This is a genomic window from Leifsonia sp. Leaf336 (genome assembly GCF_001423695.1).
Taxonomy (GTDB): Bacteria; Actinomycetota; Actinomycetes; order Actinomycetales; family Microbacteriaceae; genus Leifsonia.
Genome location: NZ_LMOZ01000003.1, coordinates 792,204 through 810,366, shown reverse-complemented (window position 1 = coordinate 810,366; position 18,163 = coordinate 792,204). Strand labels below are relative to the sequence as shown.

Here is an 18,163-nt window from a genome sequence, read left to right as displayed (position 1 = left end):
CTGGCCCGGTCCTCCGCTGGGAGGGATCGGGTCGTTGATGCGGCAGGCGGCTTGCATGCATGCGGGCAACCCACCCGAACGGGGGCGTACTCCGGTTCCCGATTTCTGTGGAGCGCCAGGCAGGCGTGCCCCTATTCTGAGTCGTGCGCCGGCATCAAGACGTCCGGTCGACGAGGGGGATGTCGTGCGCACGAGTCTGCGTGTTTTGGTCGGGCTGGTCGCGGCGATGGTCGTGGGAGCGACGGTGGTGCTGGGAGCTGGGCCCGCATCGGCCGTCACCCGCCCGACGGCCACATCGCTCGCGACGGTCATCGACTGCGGATCGTTGCACCAGGGGTACTACACGGCGATGCGAGTCACAGCGCAGTTCACGAATCTCACGCCTGGGGCGACGTACGACCTCCACTTCCGAGCGGTGTCCATGAACTCCGAGCTCCTCGACGACGTTCCCTTCGTCGCGGACGACCAGGGCACGTCGTCCGTGGACCAGACCCTGACGGACAGGTTCATCGCCTCCGCCCAGTACACGGCGACGCTGATGCAGGGTACGACCTCCTTCGGCGGCCGCATCTACACGAGCAATGCGTGTGCCAGCGCGGTGAACGCGGTAGGGACGCCGACCGCGAGATACGTGTGCGACACGAGGTACCTCACCCCGGGCGGGGTGAGCGCCACCTCGGTGCGTGTGGCGGGCACGCTCACGGGATTCGTGCCGGGCGAGCCGTACTCCGTGTCGATGCCGGGCGCCGCCGCGTACGTCAACGCTACCGCCGACGCGAACGGGGCAATCGCGTTCGACAAGACCGTGGACAAGAGCAGCCTCGCGCCACTGACATCCTCCACGTACTCGGTCGGCACCACGAGTCAGGGGATCGCGGTCGGGAGCGGACAACTGACTTTCGCCGACGACTGCCCCGCGATCGCGAAGGCGGCGAAGCGACCCGCGCTGACGCATGACGGAGACCTCACCGGTGACGGGTACGCCGACCTCCTGGCCGTCGACACGACGGGCCAGCTCTGGATGTACGCGAACGGTGTGAAGACCAACCCGGGCCATGTCCCCTTCAGCACGGGACGCGTCATCGGGTCGGGCTGGCTGAACAACGGGCCGATCCAATGGACGGCTGAGGGCGACCTCACCGGCGACGGCTACGCGGACGTCGTGGCGGTCACCTCGACAGGCGCGCTGTGGGCGTACTACAACAACATCGGCAGCAACCCCGGGAAGGTGCCGTTCACCTCGCCGACCGTCATCGGAAGTGGATGGCTACCGTTCCTCCGCGTCGCGGTGGGTGACGTCAACGGTGACGGCTACGCCGACATCATTGCGGGCACCCAGGACGGGGCGAACTACCTATACCTGAACCACTACGCGACCGATCCGCTGCACCGCCCCTTCAGCTCCGGCGTGCGCCTCACCGGCGAAGACTTCCCGTCGTGGGGTGGGGTCGCAGCCGGAGACTTCAACGGCGACGGGTACGCGGACCTGACCGTCGAGGGCTCGTCCGTCGATCCGAACCGCACACCGGCCGGCGCAAGCACACCGTTCGTCCGCAGTGTCAGCCTGGCGCAGGACCACGGAGTCCCCACGACCGGGTGGCGACTCGATTGGTCGATCGGAGACTACGAAGGCCGCGGGTCCGTCGGTGTGGTCTACGCGGACATCTCGGGAACCGGCAAGCTCATCTACAACAAGGACCCGCTGGGAAGCGGGCAGGAGACGCAGATCGGCTCGGGTTGGCAGACGATGCAGTTCCTCATCCAGTGAGAGTCGGCCGCCAGATGGCTTCTGTTCCTTTCAGTCCAGCCTCGGGCCGCGCGCCTGCTCCCCCCGAAGCGACGCGCGGCCCGTGACGTCGCAGCCGAATAGAGCCCTCCCCGCTCGCGACGTCTTCCTGTTATGTCCGGTGCCGCGAAAAGGTTCCCTGTCGGCCCACCGTGTCAGGATGGGACTCATGCTGCCGGGCCGGCCGGCGGCCGAACCGAACCGTCCGACGGACGGAGGACGGCGGGGCAGGTGGGAGTCCGCGAACGAGACCGGCGCCCGCGCGGGCGGGCCGGGAGGCTGATCGCGGCCGTGCTCGCCACGGCAGCGGGCGCTCTGGTCATCGCCGGCGGCGCCGTGGCAGCAACAGCTGCGCCTGCGGTGGCCGGAGCTGCCGACCGCGCTCCGATCACCGCTCTCGCCCCCACCGGCGTCGACGACTTCACGTTCGCGAGCTTCGACGGCGACTACCGACTCGGCCGCGATGCGGCGGGGCACTCGACGCTCACAACGGTCGAGACACTCGTGGCGCGCTTCCCCGAGACGGATCAGAACCACGGCATCCGGCGCGAGCTGGTCGAGGACTACGACGGACATCCCACCGGCCTCCAGGTCGTGTCGGTCACCGACGAGAACGGCGCCCCGCGTCCGTACACGAGCGAGTCCGACAGCGGGATCCTGTCGCTGACGATCGCGGCGAAGGACTTCGTGCACGGCGACCAGACCTACGTCATCACGTACCGGCAGACCAACGTCACGCGCTACTTCGCCGACACCGGCGACGACGAGTTCTACTGGGACGCCAACGGCACCGAATGGGCGCAGCCCTTCGACCGCGTCACCGCCACCGTCCACCTCGGCCCGGGGCTCGCCGGGGCGCTGCAGGGGGAGGCCTCGGCCTACCGAGGCGTGCAGGGCTCCACCGACAAGGCGACCGTCGAGCGCACGGGCGACGGGTACCGCTTCAGCGCCGAGCAGCTCGGGCCGCGCGAGAACCTCACGTTCGCGATCGGTTTCGCTCCCGGCACCTTCACGGCGCGCGCGGACGGGCTGTTCGACACCGGCTGGGGCTACGCGGCCGTCGCCGGCCTCCTCATCGTGCTGCTAACGGTGATCGGCGCCGTCGTCGTGCGCGTGCGCTTCCTGCGCGACGCTCCGGGGCGCGGCATCATCATCCCCGAGTACGTCCCGCCGAAGGAGGGGCTGCTGCTCGCGGCGGACGTCACCGGACTCAGCAAGAAGGCCGTGCCGGCGCAGACTCTCGACCTCGCCGTGTCGGGCCGGGTGCGAGTGCTGGAGGCCGCCAAAGGCTTCTTCGGCCGCCCCTCCTACACGCTCGAATTCGTCTCGACGGAGGCGACAGGTCGTCAGGCGCTGCGAGACCCGCACCCGACGACCGACGAACTGCAGTTCCTGAAGGCCCTGTTCGGCGACCCGCCCGCGCCCGGCGACACCCTCGCTCTCGGCTCCTCCAACTCGCGTGTCGCGCGCGCCATCCAGTCACTGCTGAAGCGCGTGCACAAAGACACCACCGGGCTCGGGTACCGCACCTCCGGGCCGCGCGGGCCGATCCGGGCGCTCCTCTTCACCGGGCTGGGCGCGACCGTGCTCGCCGTCGTCAGCGCGATCCTGTGCATCGTCGGGGTCTACGGAGGGGCCTGGCCGTTCGGGATCCTCCTCGGCTCCGTGGTGCTCTTCGTCGTCACCGCGATCCTCCTCTCGCGCTCGCCCCTGACCAGCACGGGAACGACGCTCCGGGAGTACGTGGACGGGCTGCGCATGTACATCGAGCTCGCCGAGGCCGACCGCATCCGCTACCTGCAATCGCCGCAGGGCGCCGAGCGCGTGACGGTCGCCGTCGACGACCCGCGCGAGATGCTCCAGCTCACCGAGCGCCTCCTGCCGTGGGCCGTGCTCTTCGGCGAGGAGAAGAAGTGGCTGGCCGAGCTCGGGAGGTTCTACGAGCAGACCGGGCAGACGCCGGGCTGGTACTCGGGTCAGACCGCGTTCAACGCCGCCGTGCTCTCCCAGATGGTCAGCGGGATATCCTCCAGCACAACGATGGCGAGCAGCTCGTCGTCGGGCGGCACCGGAGGCGGCGGTTTCTCCGGAGGCGGGGGCGGCGGAGGCGGGGGCGGCGGCGTCTAGAGCCGATCGTCCACGGAGCCGGCTCTCCACCTCCGCAGTTTGTCGGGGTTCGCGACGATCCAGATGTCCGTCACGTCACCCACGATCCCGGAGAGCACGGCGACGACGATCACCCTCCCCGATCGGCTCCCCACCACTCCCGGGGCGCCGTTCACCGAACGCAGCTCCCAGCTCAGTGCGGCCGCATCGGCCGGTCCCGGACTGAAGCCGGAGACCGCGCACCACGCCCGCGGCTCCTCACCGATGTCGACGACGACGCGTGGATGCGGTCCGATGACGCGGCTCAATGGTTCGACGCCGTCCGCCTGGAGGGCACGCAGGACCTCCGCGACGAGACGAGGGCCGGGCTCAGGCCGCTCCGGCCCGTTCAGCGGTCGCCTCATCGGCACGGTCCCTCTCCGCGGCCGCGCCGATCCGTCCGGGCGCGGCTGGTTCGAGCCGGTCTTCGAGGTACGCCCGCGCGAGGCGCGCTCGAAGGCGGTCCCACGTGTGGACCCTCCCGAGCTGGTCGGGCCGCACGACGACCGAGGGCACGGTTCGCGGGCCGGCGAGCTGCAGTCGCCCGTCGGCCGGCACCGGCGCGTGGACCTCCACGTACTCGCCGCCGGGCAGCCGGACGATCCGACCGGTTTCGTAGCCGTGCAGCAGCAACCCTCTGTCCTTCTTCTGCAATGCCAGGCAGACCCGTCGGGTGAGGAAGAACGCCGCGACCGGACCGAGCACCACGAGCCCCTGGAACGCGTGCACGACGGACTCCAGGCCGATGCTGAAGTGCGTCGCGACCAGGTCGGCGCTGCCGGCGCCCCAGAGCGCGCCGTAGAAGACGACGCCAGCGACGCCGAGCGCGGTGCGCGTCGGTTCGTTGCGCGGGCGGTCGAGCAGGGCGTCGTCCGTTCCGGGGCCGCGCACCCACTGCTCGAAGAACGGATAGACCGCGACGGCGAGCAGGAACACTCCCACGACGGCGAGGGGCACGAGGATCGCGAGCGTCCAGGTGCGGCCGAGCCACACGAACTCCCAGCCCGGCGGCACCAGCCTCAGGGCGCCGTCGAGGAACCCGGTGTACCAGTCCGGCTGGCTGCCGGCCGAGGCATCGCCTGTCGACGACGGGCCGAACAGCCACACCGGAGCGATGGTCACCGTCGCCGCCACCAGCACGAGGAGGCCGGTGACGATCGCGAAAAGGCCTCCGGCCCGCACCGCCGCGTTCGGGTACGCCGGCACACCGACCTCGCCCGGGTAGCGCGTCGGCTCCTGACGGGAGGCCAGCCGGGCGCGCAGCCACAACAGCCCGATCAGCAGGGCGGGGACGACGGCGATGTGCACGGGGTAGAGGTTCTCGATGATCCGGCCGGGGAATTCACCACCGAAGAACAGCCACGACAGCCAGGTGCCGACGACGGGGATGCCCAGCAGGATGCCCTGGAAGATCCGCAGACCGGTGCCCGAGAGCATGTCGTCCGGGAGGGCGTAGCCGCTCCAGCCTCCCGCCAGCGCGACGATCAGCAGCCCGAAGAGCACCAGCCACGAGCCGCGACGACGCCGGAAGGCGCCCGTGAAGAAGGTGACCGCGAGCTGCACCATGATCGTGGCGGGCAACAGGAGGGCGGCCCAGTGATGCGCCTGCCGCACGAGCAGTCCGCCGGGGATGTCGAACGAGGTGTGCAGGATCGAGACGAAGGCGGCCGAGGCCTCCTGACCGGCGAGCGGCGCGTACGAGCCCGCATAGGTGACGCGCTGGCTCGACGGCGCGTACCAGAACATCAGCAGGAGGCCGGTGACGATCAGCACGACCACGCACGCGAGAGCGACCACGCCGAAGAGGTTCGACCAGTGCAACGAGACGCGGCGGCCGGCGAGCTCGGCGCGGGCGGCGGCGAGCCGGCGACCGGCCCCGGACTCCCGGGCGGCGCCCGCGATCGATTCGGTGAGCGACCGGCGCGGCCTGCGATCGGCGCGCATCAGGCACTTCCCTCGTAGAACCCGGCGTATCCGCCGCCCATGATGAGGATCCGACGCATGACGAACCTCCTGTCCTCACCAGCTATGACCGGAAAGGAGGTCGTTCTGTGACATTCAGACGCCGGGGACGTGCCCCAGCTTGCTCGGGTTGAGGACCCAGAACAGATCGTGGATGCCGGAGTCGTCGAGATCGGCCGTGACGAAGGCGAAGACCTCGCCGTCGCGCGTGGCGACGATCGCCGGCCCGCCGTTGAGCTCGGCCAGGTGCAGCGCCGAGCCCTCCCAGAACCGCGAGGCGAACGCGTGGATGTACTTGGCCACCGTCTGTGCTCCGATGACGGGGATGCGCGTCGCGCGGACCACGCCGCCGCCGTCGGAGAGCGAGACCACGTCGTCGGCGAAGAGCTTCTCGAGCGCCGCCATGTCGCCGTGCTCGGCCGCGGCCATGAACGCCGTCAGGAGACGCATCCGCTCGCCGTCCGCGACCTCGCGGGCCTTCCGTTCGGCCTCGAGATGCTTGCGCGCTCTGCTGACGAGCTGCCGGGCGGACGGCTCGCTCGTCTCCACGATCCGTGCGATCTCCGCGTACGGGTAGTCGAAGGCCTCGCGCAGCACGTAGGCGGCGCGCTCGGCAGGCGACAGCTTCTCGAGCAGCACGAGCACGGCGAAGCTCAGGGCTTCGCCGCGCTCGGCGCCCAGTGTGGGGTCGTGGGAGGTGTCGACGGGCTCCGGTAGCCACGGCCCGATGTAGGTCTCGCGCTGCGCACGGGCGGAGGTCGCCGCGTTCATCGCGAGGCGCGTCGTGGCGGTGGCCAGGAACGCCGCCGGCTCACGCACGGTCGACCGGTCGTAGGCCTGCCAGCGCAGCCAGGTGTCCTGCACGATGTCCTCGGCGTCCGCGACGGTGCCGAGCATCCGGTAGGCGATGCCGAACAGCCGGGGACGGACCTCCGCGAAGGTCGCGACCGCGGAGGCGAGGTCGTCACCACTGCGCAGGTCGCCTGTGGCACCGGGTTCGGACATGGGTCGATGCTAGCGGCGGATCCATTCCCCGAGGGAGGTCGCGCCACGGAGCTGCGCGACCGCCTTCGGGTCGTGCCCTGGCACGAGCGACTCATCGGTCACGACTCCGCCGAAGTAGCCGACGGACTCGTCCGCGACGATCTCCCGGGTGTCGCCACGACTGGCGAGGATGAGCTTCGCCGCGTCGGCGAGGCGCACCGGCTCCGGGCCCGCGAGCTCGACGAACGCATTCGTCGGGTCGGAAAGCGCGGCGGCGGCGAGCGCCTGCGACACGTCGGCGGCGGCGATCGGCTGCATGAGTACCGGAGACAGGGTGATGGTGTCGCCGGCAGCACCGCCCTCCGCGAGCGCGGGGATGAACTCGAAGAACTGCGTCGCTCGCACGATCGAGTACGGCACTCCGCTGCTCGTCACGATGTCCTCCTGCCGCACCTTCGCCCGCATGTAGCCGAAGTCGGGCATCCGGTCGGCGCCGACGATCGAGAGGACGACGTGGTGGCCGACGCCCGCGCGCTTCTCCGCCTGCACCAGCGTGCCGGTGCTGCGCTCGAAGAACTCCAGCACGGGGCCGTCCTCGAACGATGGCGAGTTCGCCACGTCGACGACCACGTCGGCGCCGGCGAGAGCCGCGTCGACGCCCGCCCCGGTCACGGTGTCGACGCCGGTCGACGGGGAGGCCGGGACGACCTCGTGGCCGGCCTGACGGAGCTGCTCGACGAGCGGGCGGCCGATCAGGCCGGTTCCGCCGATGACGACGATCTTCATGGGTATCCCTTCGTTGGAGCGGCGCGATCGCGCCGTCGCCAGCTACGACCGGGCAGGCCTCCCGGTTGTGACCGATTCCGCACAGGCCGTCACAGATCTACGATGTCTGCTGTCCGAGTTGTCGACGCGTCCGGTCGAGCCGCGAGGTAAGAGCGGGAGCACTGGGTTTCAGGCGGCCCTTTTCCCGGGCAGCGCCAAGCAGAACACGGCTGGTCCCACCCGCTACCGGACGCGTCGCCCCTCCTGCGCGATGCGCTTACGCGTAGACGCTGTTCCAGTGCCGGCGACCGACCGGGTCCAGACGCACCCAGACCATCGAGACGAGACGGCCGGTGAAGTCGACGGCGACCGAGGCGACCGGAGCTCCGGCGCGGCTGATGACGAGTCCCGCCTGGCTGTTGACCGACCGCTCGTCGACCAGCACGCCGTCGGCACGCGCGAAGCCGTGTTCGAGCACCACCGTCGCGTTCGCGACCCCCTGGATCACCCGCACCCCGGAGGCGTCGCCGCTCCCGGAGTCGACGACGACCGAGACGGTCGGTGACAGGAGGGCGCGCAGCCGCTCCCGATCGCCGGTCTCGGCGGCCACGTGCAGCTGGTGCACTGCGCGGTAGCGGAGCGGGCGCGCGAGCCATTCCCAGGCGGCCCAGCCGCATCGTGCGAGAACCGGGCCGAGCGTCCGGCGCCTCGTCCCTTGTGCGATCGCGGTCATCCGATTGCCTCCGTCCGGCCCGGTGGTGGGTCCCTCACCGACTGAGACCGATCAGCGGGAGGATTTGTGACCTCCCTGTCGCGAACTGCGAACCGCGTCCCGCGTCCCGCTAGGGTGAGGGTGCCCAACCGATCGGGAGGTCGCGGCGTGACTGGACTGCGCATCCTGGCGCTCGACATCGACGGGACCCTGATCGGTTCGGACAAGCGCATCGCGAGCTTCACGGCGTCGGAGATCCGCCGGGTGGCCGAGACGGAGGGCGTCCACGTCATCCTCGTCACCGCACGCGGCCCGCAGTCCACGGCCCTGATCGAGGAGCAGCTCGGCGTCCGGTCGTCGTACGCCACCTACGGAGGGGCGCTCGTCTGGGCGCGGGAGGCGGACGGACGCTTCTCGACGCTGTCCGAGACCCCGCTCGACGACGGAGCGACGGCACGGTTCCTCGAGCTCGCCGCAGCGACGGACGTCCACGTCGGCGTCTACACGCGCGACGACTGGTTCGTGAACCGGCTGGACTACTGGGGCCTCCGGGAGGCCAGGAACACGTCGGTGTGGCCGTCCGACGTCGGCGCCGACTACGTCCGGCCGAGCGCGCTCGCGGCCGGCGCCGTCTTCAAGGTCATGTTCCGCGGCGAAAGCGCGGCGCTGGACGCGCTCGAAGGGCCGCTGCGGGAGGTGGGAGCGGACGCGTTCATCCATCGCGTGCCGCACGTCATCGAGATCATCTCCTCCCGCGCCGTCAAGCTCCCGGCCGTCACTGCCCTGGCGAGCCATCTCGGTCACGAGCTGCGCGACGTCATCGCCTTCGGCGACAGCCTCTCCGACCTGGAGCTGCTCGAGAACGCCGGCGTCGGGGTCCTCATGGCGAACGCGTCGAAGAGTCTCGGCGCGAGCCCGGCGATCGAGCGCACCCTCTCGAACGACGAGGACGGGATCGGCGTGATGCTGCGCAAGCACTTCCCGACAAGCGCGCCGTTCCGGACATAGGGCGACACCGCACGCTGTTCCTTCCACACGGATAGTAAAGTTCTTCCGAGCTACGACGGAAGGTGTTCTGGTGGCACGACGCGCAAGCGGCACGGCGACGACGAGCACGCTCGCACGCGTCAACCAGACCGCCATCATCGAGGCGCTCCGGGCATCCGGGCCGCTGTCGCGGCAGCAGCTCGGCGCGATGACCGGGCTCGCTCCCGCGACCATCAACCGGCTCACGGCAACGCTCGTGGACGAGGGTCTCGTCGTCGCCGCCGGCCAGGAGCCGTCGCGCGGCGGGAGGCCCTCCGTGCTCCTCCGCTACGCGGGCAGCTCGCGCCTGGTCGCGGCGATCCAGCTGCGGTCCGACGTCGTCACCGGGATCCTGGTCGACTTCGACGGCACCGTCGTCTTCCGGCGCACCACCGAGCTCGGGACAAGGCTAGGCAAGGAGGCTCCGGAGGCCGAACGGCTCGCCGACCAGCAGGCCCAGCTGGATCGGGTGTTCGGGCTCTTCGACGAGTTGATCGCTACGGCCGACTCGCTCGGCACGCCGTGTCTGGCCGCGGGAATCGCCGTGCCCGGCGTGGTGCAGCAGCCCGACGGCGTCGTCGGAACGATGCCGGAGTTCGGCTGGACCGGCGTGCCGTTCGGCGCCCTGCTGCGCGAGCGGACCTCCGTGCCGATCGTGGTCGAGAACGACGCGAACGCGCTCGCGTACGGCGAGTTGCACGCGGGGACCGGCAAGGGCCTCTCCAGCCTCGTCGCCATCTTCCTCGAGAACGGCCTCGGCGCCGGGATCATCACCAACGGCGAGCTGTACCGCGGGGCCCGGGCGGAGGCCGGAGAGATCGGCTATCTGCTGATGGAGCGCTCCTCGCTCGAGCGCTCGTACGACGAGCACGGCGACCTCGAAGACCGCATCGGGTCGCTCGCGCTGACCCGGCGCGCGGTCGCGCGCGGCATGACGCTGCCGGCCTCCGGAACCCTCACCGCCGAGGACGTCTTCGAACTCGCCCGCACCGGCGACACCGACGCCCGGGAGATGGCCGACGAGATCCTCGACATGGTCGCGATCGCGGTGGCTGCACTCGTCATCGTCCTCGACCCGGAGCTCGTGGTGTTCGGCAGCAGCTTCGCCGGCGACGATGCGACCGTGATCCCCGAGATCGAGCAGCGGCTCCGCGGCCGGATCATCCGCGTGCCGCGGGTCGCGGCGGCCACGCACCGCGAGGACGGCGTACTGCTCGGGATCGCCGAACTGGCCGCGGCCGAAGTGAACGGGTTCGCCTACATCGACTTCTGACCGCAGCTCTTGACAGACGGCGGGCACTGCTTCTAGTGTCATTCCAACTTCTTCTCACTCCGATCGGAAAGAAGTAATCCACCCGATCGGACGAAGTTCCTGGCAACGAAGACAGAGGAGCGACGGGTGATCGTTGGCATCGACATCGGCGGTACCAAGACGCACGTCCGCGCCGAATCCGACGGCGTCGCGCTTCTCGACACCTCCGTCCCCACGGCCGAGTGGCAGGTGGACGGCCGGCTGGACTCGCCCCCCAGCGTCGCGCGGCTGCTGGCTCTCTTCGGCGGCCTCCCCGGCGCCGAGGAGGCCGCTCTGGCGGTCGGCGCCCACGGGCTCGACAGCGACGCCCAGGCCCTGGCCTTCCAGACCGCGCTCGACAATGGCCGCCCGGGGCGCACCTGGACCGTCAACGACGTCGAACTGCTCGGACCGGCCGCCGGCTTCGACGAGGCCATCGCCGTCATCGCCGGCACCGGCTCCAAGGTCGTCGGCCGGCGGGCCGACGGCAGCCCGGTGACCGCGGGAGGCTACGGCTACATCCTCAACGACCCCGGCAGCGCCCCCGCACTCGTCCGCGACGCCGTCCGCTCGCTCTTCGACGCGGTCGACGAGCGGGAGCGCCTCGACCAGCTCGCCGACGCGCTGTTCACCCACTTCGCCGTCGACGACATCGTCGGCCTGTCGAACGCCCTGACCGTCCACCCCCGGATCACGCGCTGGGGGGCGGCCGCGCCGCTCGTCTTCGCCGCCGCCGACGCGGGGAGCCCGCGCGCGGCACGGGTCATCGATCAGGCCGCCGACGAGCTCGCCCGCAGCGTGCAGCTCGTGCACCGGCACGGAGCCGTCGGCGAACACGTCGTCTGCGCCGGCGGCGTCATCACCCACCAGCCCCGCCTGCTGCGGGCCTTCCGCGAGCGCCTCCGCGCCCGCGGACTCGGACACGCCGTCCATCTGCTCGCCGCGCCCCCGGTGGAGGGAGCGCTCGCGATGGCCCGGCGACTCTCGGAGGCGGCCGACGCTGTCCCCTTCGCACCATCAACACCATCACGGAGGAAGCCATGAGAATCACATCCCCTCGGCGACGTCGAACGCTCGCCGGCGTCGGGCTCGCGGCCGTGGCCGCGCTCGCCCTCACCGCCTGCAGCGTGACGGGAGCCGGTTCCGGCGGCGGCGGTCAAGGCGACGGCACCGGGACGATCAACGCGCTGTTCATGAAGCAGGCGGGCTATTCGGAGTCGGACGTCAACGCCATGATCAAGGACTTCGAGGCCAAGAACCCGAAGATCACGGTCAAGCCGACGTTCGTGGCGTACGAGGCGCTGCACGACAAGATCGTCACGTCGGCGCCCGCCGGCACGTACGACGTCGTCCACCTCGACGTGATCTGGCCGGCGGAGTTCGCCTCCAAGGGCATCATCACCGACGTGACGAAGAACTTCCCGTCGAGCTGGAAGTCCGACATGCTCGGCGGCGCGCTCAGCAGCGCCGAGTACAAGGGCAAGTACTACGGGGTGCCGTGGGGCCCCTCCACGAAGCTGTTCTTCTACAACAAGGACATGCTCGCCAAGGTCGGCGCCGGTCCCGACGACGTGAAGACCTGGGACGGCGTCCTGACGGTCGCGAAGAAGCTCAAGGACGCCGGGGTCGTGCAGTACCCGATCGCCTGGAGCTGGTCGCAGGCCGAGGCCCTCGTCTGCGACTACGCCGAGCTGCTCGGCGCATTCGGAGGCCAGTTCACCGACTCCAGCGGCAAGCTCGACATCAACAAGGGCGCGGGCGTCCAGGCCCTGGAGTTCATGAAGAAGTCGCTCGACGAGGGTCTCACCGACCCGGCATCGACGACCTTCCTGGAGGACGACACCGACAAGTCGATGGCGTCGGGCAAGACCGCCATGGAGCTGAACTGGGAGTCCACGTTCCGCGACCAGAACGACCCCTCGATCTCGAAGGTCGTCGGCCAGGTCGCCGTCACCGTGCCGCCGGCCGGCCCGGGCGGAGACAACCCCGGCGTGAACGGGTCGATGGCGCTCGCGATCGGCGCGAAGTCGACGCACCAGGCGGCAGCGTGGAAGTTCATCGAGTACATGACGAGCGAGGCCGTGCAGGACAAGTACGTCACCAGCTCGATGACCAACTGGAAGGCCAGTTACACCAAGCCCGACATCACCAAGACGAACCCCGAGGTGTTCGCCGCCGCGGGCAAGGCCTACGACTCGATGATCCTGCGCCCGCCGGTGGCGAACTACAACACCGTCTCGCAGGCCCTCCAGGTCGAGCTGCAGAACGCGCTGCTCGGCAAGAAGAGCCCGCAGCAGGCCCTCGACGACGCGGTCACGGCCGCGAACGCGAGCCAGAAGTGACCGGCGTGTCGGTCGCCGGAGTCGAGACGGAACGGCGCTCCCCCGCACGGGAGCGCCGCACCCGCCGCAGGCGCGACAATCAGGGGAGGCTGGCGTTCTGGCTGCTCCTGCCCGCCGCGATCGCCGTCTTCGGGGTGATCGTCTACCCGATCCTGCGAACCCTGCTCATCTCGTTCTTCGAGGTGAACTCGGCACTGGCGACCGACACCCCGTTCGTCGGGCTCCAGAACTATATCGGCGTCCTCAGCTCGTCCGGGTTCTGGGCGGCGATGGGGCGCACTCTCTACTTCACCATCGTGTCGACGGCGCTCGAGCTCGTGTTCGGGCTGATCGTCGCCGGCCTCCTGAACGCGAAGCTCCGCGCCCGCTGGCTGTTCCGCGCGATCGTGATCATCCCGTGGGCGATCCCGACCATCGTCAACGCGGCGATGTGGAAGGGCATCTTCAACGCGCAGTACGGCGCGCTCAACGCCGCACTGACCCAGCTCGGGATCATCGACCAGTACCAGGCCTGGCTCGGGGATCCGACCACCGCCCTCAACATGGTGATCATCGCCGATGTCTGGAAGACGACACCGCTGGTGGCGTTCTTCCTGCTCGCCGGGCTGACCTCCATCCCCTCCGAGCTCTACGAGGCGGCGAAGGTCGACCGCGCGAGCTGGCCGCGGATCTTCCGGTCGATCATCCTGCCGATGCTGGTGCCGTCGATCTCCGTGGTGCTCGTTCTGCGGACCGTGGAGGCGTTCAAGGTGTTCGACATCGTCTACGCGATGACGCGCGGCGGCCCCGTCAACGGCACCCAGACCGTCGCCTACTACGCGTACACGACGGCCTTCTCCGACCAGAACTTCGGAGTGGGAGCCGCGCTGTCGTACATCATCGTGCTCGTCATCCTGGCCCTGACGTTCTTCTACCTGCGCCTGCTGCGCCGATCCGAGATGAGCCTGCTGTGAGACACGCCAAACGCAACTCGATCCTCCTGCACCTCGCGGCATTGGTCGTCGCCCTGGTGATCCTCCTGCCGTTCGGATGGATGGTGCTCGCCAGCGTGACGCCGCAACGGGTGCTCATCTCGACGCCGCTGCAGTGGATCCCCGACACGCTCGACTGGAGCCGGTACGAGCTCATCTTCCGCGGCGGTGCGGACAGCGTCGGCGCCACCTTCCGCGCGGCGCTCGCCAACACCACCATCGTCGCCGTCGGGACCGTCGGCGTCTCGATGATCGTCGGCATCCTCGGCGCCTACGCGTTCGCCCGGCTGCGGTTCCGGTTCCGTCAAGCCGTCCTGATCCTGTTCCTCGCGACGTACATGCTGCCGCAGATCGCCCTGCTCATCCCGCTGTACCTGATCCTCAACTCGCTGGGGCTGCTCGACACCGTCACAGGACTGATCATCGTCGACTGCTCGCTCGTGGTCCCGTTCGTGCTCTGGATCCTCAGCAACTACTTCCTCACCATCCCCGAGGAGCTGGAGGAGGCCGCCCGCATCGACGGCACGAGCAGGCTCGGCGCACTGTTCCGGGTCGTCCTCCCCGCCGCCCGGCCCGGCATCTTCGCCGCCCTGATGTTCGCCTTCCTGTTGGCCTGGGACGAGTTCATGTACGCGCTCATCTTCACGTCTTCGAACGCCGCGAAGACCCTCCCCGTCGCGATCAGCGAGTTCGCCGGACGCTACACCACCGACTTCGGGCTGGTGGCCGCCGGCGGCATCCTCGCCGCGCTCCCGCCGATCATCGTGGCGATGGTCTTCCAGCGTTACGTCGTCAGCGGCATGGCCGCCGGCGCCGTCAAGGGCTGACCCCTCCAGAGCCACCCACGACCACCTCATCGAGAAAGACGACTATGGAACCGACCGCATCCTTCATCGACGCCATGAACGCCCAGCCCACCAACCTCCAGCTCGCTCTGGAGACCGTCACGCGCGACCTCGACGCGGCCTCGCTCGCACGCTGGGGTGAAGACGACAGCGTGGCCGTCATCGCGATGGGGGCGTCCCTCAACTCGGCGCACGTGCCTCTCGCCGCGTTCGCCCAGCGCGGCCGCGCCGCCGCCGCTGTCATCGCCTCCGACGTGGCCGACGGCCTGGCGGTCGTGCGGGCCGACCACTCGGTCATCGTGTCCGAGTCGGGCCGGAGCCCCGAGCCGCTCGCCGCGGCACGGGCGCTCGCGCCGGGCTCGCGGATCGGCATCACCAACTTCCCCGACCAGCCCATCCGGGAGGCGACCGACGTCGTCCTCGGGCTCGGCGGCTTCGCGGACTCCCCGGTCTACACGAGCGGGTACACCGCGACGATCCTCGCCTACGCGCTGCTGCTCGACCGGGTGGGCGCGCTCGACGCCGGTGCGGAGGCGGCACGGCTCCCCGGCCGCGCCGCCGACGCCCTCCGCGACTACGCGTCGGTCGCCGAAACGATCGGCACGGCCCTCGCGGGAGCGACGAGCATCGACGTCGTGGGTCGGGGCGCCTCCCTGGCCTCGGCCGCCGAGCTCTCGCTCATGGTGCGGGAGGGCCTGCGCACGCCGAGCAGCGCGTTCGAGACCTACCAGTACCTGCACGGCCCGATGGAGGTCCTCTCGGCCGACGACGTGCTCGTGCTGTTCGGGGACGGCCGCGAGACGACCATCCCGTCGTCCGTGCTCGACGCCGGGGTGCGTGTGGTCCTCATCACGGCGGCGCCCGCCGCGGAGGTGCCGTCGTCGGGACACCCCGGCCTCACCGTCGTCACGCTTCCGCCCGGGCTCGGCCACTTCGAGCGCTCGGTGGTCGAGACGGTGATCGGGCAGCTGGCGATCGCGGCAGCGATCGAGCACAAGCCCTACCCGCTCGAGGTGTTCCTGTACCACCAGGACGACACGAAGCTGCCCGTTCGCGCCGGATAGCCGTCAGCAGGCGGTGCCGCAGGCGTCCGTGCGCTGCCGGGACGCGGTGGGGAACAACCGGCCCCAGAGCGCCGCGACGCGCTCCCTTCGTGCGGACCAGGTGGTGGTGAGCGCGTCGCCGATCTCGTCGACCGGGGGCGTCCGCACACGGACGGCGGCCAGGTCGTGGAGGTTGTTGCGCTGAGTGCCGTCCCAATTCGCGTAGAGGTAGGCGCCTCCGGTCGCGGAGATCGCCCGCACGGGGACGCGCACGTACGAGTCGGGTCCGGTGACGTAGCAGGCCTCGCCGCGGGCGATCTGCGACGACGCGTGCTGCGCGTCGACCACGCCGTGCGGTGTGACGAGCGCGACGATGGCGCCCAGTTCGTTGCGGGCGACGACTTCGATCCTCAGGTCGGGCATGGTTCCTCGTCAGTGGTGCGGCGACCGGGGTCGCGGGTGCGGGTGCGGGTTGTGGGGTTTGTAGAGCCGCACCGGCCCGTCGCGCACGGAGGTCGTCGCGAGGGCAGCAGCGACGACGTCCTGGATCGATGGTAAGTTCGCGAGGATTCAGCGGTCAAACAGGAGATGCTTCTGACATTCATTCGCGTCGCGACTGAATGCTGCTTTCGAAGACGCGCGGAGGCCTCCCGTCTTGCCGCGCCCGAAAGAATCGCGATTCTTTCTGCCATGATCCCGCGAAAGTTGCGCTTTCCGCCAAATAGGCTCCCCATCGCGGCCATCCCCGCACGCCCCACCCGCCGACGCGTTCACCAGCGCAGAAGGACCCCGAGTACCGAGAGTGACCGTCTTCAACGAAGAATTCCCGCACGCCTTCGAGTCCCACCGCGCGGCCTGGGTCGCACGGGAGGAGCGCGCCGAGCAACTGATCCCGCTCATCGGTCGCCTCTACCGCGACCGCGGGGTGGTCACCTCCATCCACGGCCACCGGCTGATCAACCTGTCGGCGACCGGCGTCATCTCGGTGCACGACCGCGCCCGCGAACTCGGGCACGAGGAACTGACGCTCGAGGAGACGGCCACCGTGCTGACGGCGTTGCTCGCGATCGGGCCCGAACCTGCCTCCATCGACGTCGCCCGGCTCGCTATGTCAGTCCGGGGCCTCCACGGGGAGGACGTCGTCGAACGGCTGAGGGTGGAGATCGACGCGGCCCACCCGGCGTACGCGGCCGGCCCGACCGACGTGGTGCTGTACGGCTTCGGGCGTATCGGCCGGCTCCTCGCACGCATCCTGATCAACCATGCCGGCAACGGCAACGGCCTCCGGCTGCGGGCGATCGTCGTGCGGCGCGGGTCGGACAACGACCTCCACAAGCGCGCCAGCCTGCTCGCACGCGACTCGGTGCACGGACCGTTCCCCGGTGCGGTGACGGTCGACACCGAGAACGACGTGCTCATCGCCAACGGCACCCGCATCCAGGTGATCTACTCCGACGACCCGGCGAGCATCGACTACGTCTCCTACGGCATCCGCGACGCGATCATCGTCGACAACACCGGCCGGTGGCGCGACGAGGCCGGCCTCGCTCAGCACCTGAGCAGTCCCGGAGCGGCGCGCGTGCTGCTGACCGCACCCGGCAAGACGCCCCTGAAGAACATCGTCCACGGCATCAACGACGACACCATCGCCGACGACGACCGCATCCTCTCCGCGGCCTCCTGCACCACCAACGCGATCACGCCGGTGCTGAAGGCCGTCGACGAGGCCTACGGCATCGTGCGCGGGCACGTCGAGACGGTCCACTCGTTCACGAACGACCAGAACCTCACCGACAACTTCCACAAGGGCGACCGTCGCGGCCGCTCCGCCGTGCTGAACATGGTCATCACCGAGACCGGCGCCGCCAAGGCCGTCGCGAAGGCCCTGCCGCAGCTCGCCGGCAAGCTCACCGGCTCCAGCATCCGCGTCCCCACCCCGGACGTCTCGCTCGCAATCCTCAACCTCACGCTCGAGCGGCCGGCCACCAGGGATCAGGTCAACGACTACCTCCGCCGCGTCTCGCTGCACTCCGGCCTCCGCCAGCAGATCGACTACGTCGAGTCGCCGGAGGTCGTCTCCAGCGACTTCGTCGGCTCGCACCGCGCGGGGATCGTCGACGGCCTCGCGACCATCGCCGACGAGACCAACCTCGTGCTCTACGTCTGGTACGACAACGAGTACGGCTACTCGTGCCAGGTCGTCCGCGTGCTGGAGGCGATGGCGGGGACGCACCCGGCCGTCGTGCCGCCGCGTGCGGAGGTGCGGCTGGAGCTCGCGCACTAGCGCTGCA

The 18,163-nt window shown here is 69.9% G+C and carries 16 protein-coding genes; 10 read left to right on the top strand and 6 right to left on the bottom strand.

Annotated elements, in window-relative coordinates; all coding sequences use genetic code 11:
- The first annotated feature begins 184 nt into the window (after positions 1-184).
- Positions 185-1,768: an FG-GAP repeat domain-containing protein gene (locus ASF88_RS19285; protein ID WP_162242596.1), complete on the top strand. Its 1,584-nt coding sequence runs from the start codon at positions 185-187 to the stop codon at positions 1,766-1,768.
- Positions 1,769-2,017: 249 nt separating this feature from the next.
- A complete protein-coding gene (locus tag ASF88_RS19280) occupies positions 2,018-3,913 on the top strand; it encodes a DUF2207 domain-containing protein (RefSeq protein WP_055922680.1) in 1,896 nt (631 codons plus the stop codon).
- Here the strand turns inward: ASF88_RS19280 and ASF88_RS19275 are convergent.
- The 5 genes from ASF88_RS19275 to ASF88_RS19255 form a co-directional block, all read right to left on the bottom strand.
- Positions 3,910-4,296: a hypothetical protein gene (locus tag ASF88_RS19275; RefSeq protein ID WP_055922677.1), complete on the bottom strand. Its 387-nt coding sequence runs from the start codon at positions 4,294-4,296 to the stop codon at positions 3,910-3,912. The genes ASF88_RS19280 and ASF88_RS19275 overlap by 4 nt on opposite strands.
- Positions 4,262-5,875, bottom strand: coding sequence for a cytochrome b (locus tag ASF88_RS19270; RefSeq protein ID WP_055922674.1), 1,614 nt, complete (start codon positions 5,873-5,875; stop codon positions 4,262-4,264). The genes ASF88_RS19275 and ASF88_RS19270 overlap by 35 nt, the downstream gene beginning before the upstream one ends.
- 114 nt (positions 5,876-5,989) lie before the next feature.
- Positions 5,990-6,898 (bottom strand): RNA polymerase sigma-70 factor, encoded by a 909-nt coding sequence (locus ASF88_RS19265; RefSeq protein ID WP_055922671.1) that lies wholly within the window; start codon positions 6,896-6,898, stop codon positions 5,990-5,992.
- Between the two features lie 9 nt (positions 6,899-6,907).
- Positions 6,908-7,663, bottom strand: a complete 756-nt coding sequence (locus ASF88_RS19260; RefSeq protein ID WP_055922668.1) for an SDR family oxidoreductase — start codon at positions 7,661-7,663, stop codon at positions 6,908-6,910.
- Between the two features lie 256 nt (positions 7,664-7,919).
- Positions 7,920-8,375, bottom strand: coding sequence for a hypothetical protein (locus ASF88_RS19255; protein ID WP_055922665.1), 456 nt, complete (start codon positions 8,373-8,375; stop codon positions 7,920-7,922).
- 147 nt (positions 8,376-8,522) lie between these two features.
- On the opposite strand from ASF88_RS19255, the gene ASF88_RS19250 reads away from it, so the two are divergent.
- From ASF88_RS19250 to ASF88_RS19220, 7 genes are all read left to right on the top strand, one after another.
- Positions 8,523-9,362, top strand: a complete 840-nt coding sequence (locus tag ASF88_RS19250; RefSeq protein WP_055922662.1) for an HAD hydrolase family protein — start codon at positions 8,523-8,525, stop codon at positions 9,360-9,362.
- Between the two features lie 70 nt (positions 9,363-9,432).
- Positions 9,433-10,653 carry an ROK family transcriptional regulator gene (locus ASF88_RS19245; protein WP_055922659.1) on the top strand — a complete coding sequence of 407 codons (1,221 nt, stop codon included), beginning with the start codon at positions 9,433-9,435 and terminating at the stop codon, positions 10,651-10,653.
- A gap of 126 nt (positions 10,654-10,779) precedes the next feature.
- Positions 10,780-11,715, top strand: coding sequence for a BadF/BadG/BcrA/BcrD ATPase family protein (locus ASF88_RS19240; protein WP_055922656.1), 936 nt, complete (start codon positions 10,780-10,782; stop codon positions 11,713-11,715).
- The gene (locus tag ASF88_RS19235) at positions 11,712-13,013 is read left to right on the top strand and encodes an extracellular solute-binding protein (protein WP_055922654.1); all 1,302 of its coding nucleotides are present in this window, start codon (positions 11,712-11,714) and stop codon (positions 13,011-13,013) included. Before ASF88_RS19240 ends, ASF88_RS19235 begins: the two co-directional genes overlap by 4 nt.
- A gap of 5 nt (positions 13,014-13,018) precedes the next feature.
- Complete coding sequence (locus ASF88_RS19230) at positions 13,019-13,966, top strand: carbohydrate ABC transporter permease (RefSeq protein WP_235493566.1); 948 nt, start codon at positions 13,019-13,021, stop codon at positions 13,964-13,966.
- Positions 13,963-14,811 (top strand): carbohydrate ABC transporter permease, encoded by an 849-nt coding sequence (locus tag ASF88_RS19225; protein WP_055922648.1) that lies wholly within the window; start codon positions 13,963-13,965, stop codon positions 14,809-14,811. The genes ASF88_RS19230 and ASF88_RS19225 overlap by 4 nt, the downstream gene beginning before the upstream one ends.
- Before the next feature lie 44 nt (positions 14,812-14,855).
- Positions 14,856-15,893 carry an SIS domain-containing protein gene (locus ASF88_RS19220; RefSeq protein WP_055922645.1) on the top strand — a complete coding sequence of 346 codons (1,038 nt, stop codon included), beginning with the start codon at positions 14,856-14,858 and terminating at the stop codon, positions 15,891-15,893.
- A gap of 3 nt (positions 15,894-15,896) precedes the next feature.
- Here ASF88_RS19220 and ASF88_RS19215 read toward each other — a convergent pair whose 3' ends face one another.
- Entirely contained in the window at positions 15,897-16,295 is a 399-nt protein-coding gene (locus ASF88_RS19215; RefSeq protein ID WP_055922642.1) for a hypothetical protein, read from the bottom strand.
- 379 nt (positions 16,296-16,674) lie between these two features.
- On the opposite strand from ASF88_RS19215, the gene ASF88_RS19210 reads away from it, so the two are divergent.
- A complete protein-coding gene (locus ASF88_RS19210; protein WP_055922639.1) occupies positions 16,675-18,156 on the top strand; it encodes a glyceraldehyde-3-phosphate dehydrogenase in 1,482 nt (493 codons plus the stop codon).
- Positions 18,157-18,163: the final 7 nt, after the last annotated feature.

What these genes read in the sequence shown, in the direction of transcription:
- ASF88_RS19235 (WP_055922654.1), top strand. Translation starts at nt 11,712, where the DNA reads ATGAGAATCACATCCCCTCGGCGACGTCGAACGCTCGCCGGCGTCGGG.
- ASF88_RS19255 (WP_055922665.1), bottom strand. Translation starts at nt 8,375, where the DNA reads ATGACCGCGATCGCACAAGGGACGAGGCGCCGGACGCTCGGCCCGGTT.
- ASF88_RS19265 (WP_055922671.1), bottom strand. Translation starts at nt 6,898, where the DNA reads ATGTCCGAACCCGGTGCCACAGGCGACCTGCGCAGTGGTGACGACCTC.
- ASF88_RS19270 (WP_055922674.1), bottom strand. Translation starts at nt 5,875, where the DNA reads ATGCGCGCCGATCGCAGGCCGCGCCGGTCGCTCACCGAATCGATCGCG.
- ASF88_RS19220 (WP_055922645.1), top strand. Translation starts at nt 14,856, where the DNA reads ATGGAACCGACCGCATCCTTCATCGACGCCATGAACGCCCAGCCCACC.
- ASF88_RS19215 (WP_055922642.1), bottom strand. Translation starts at nt 16,295, where the DNA reads ATGCCCGACCTGAGGATCGAAGTCGTCGCCCGCAACGAACTGGGCGCC.
- ASF88_RS19260 (WP_055922668.1), bottom strand. Translation starts at nt 7,663, where the DNA reads ATGAAGATCGTCGTCATCGGCGGAACCGGCCTGATCGGCCGCCCGCTC.
- ASF88_RS19275 (WP_055922677.1), bottom strand. Translation starts at nt 4,296, where the DNA reads ATGAGGCGACCGCTGAACGGGCCGGAGCGGCCTGAGCCCGGCCCTCGT.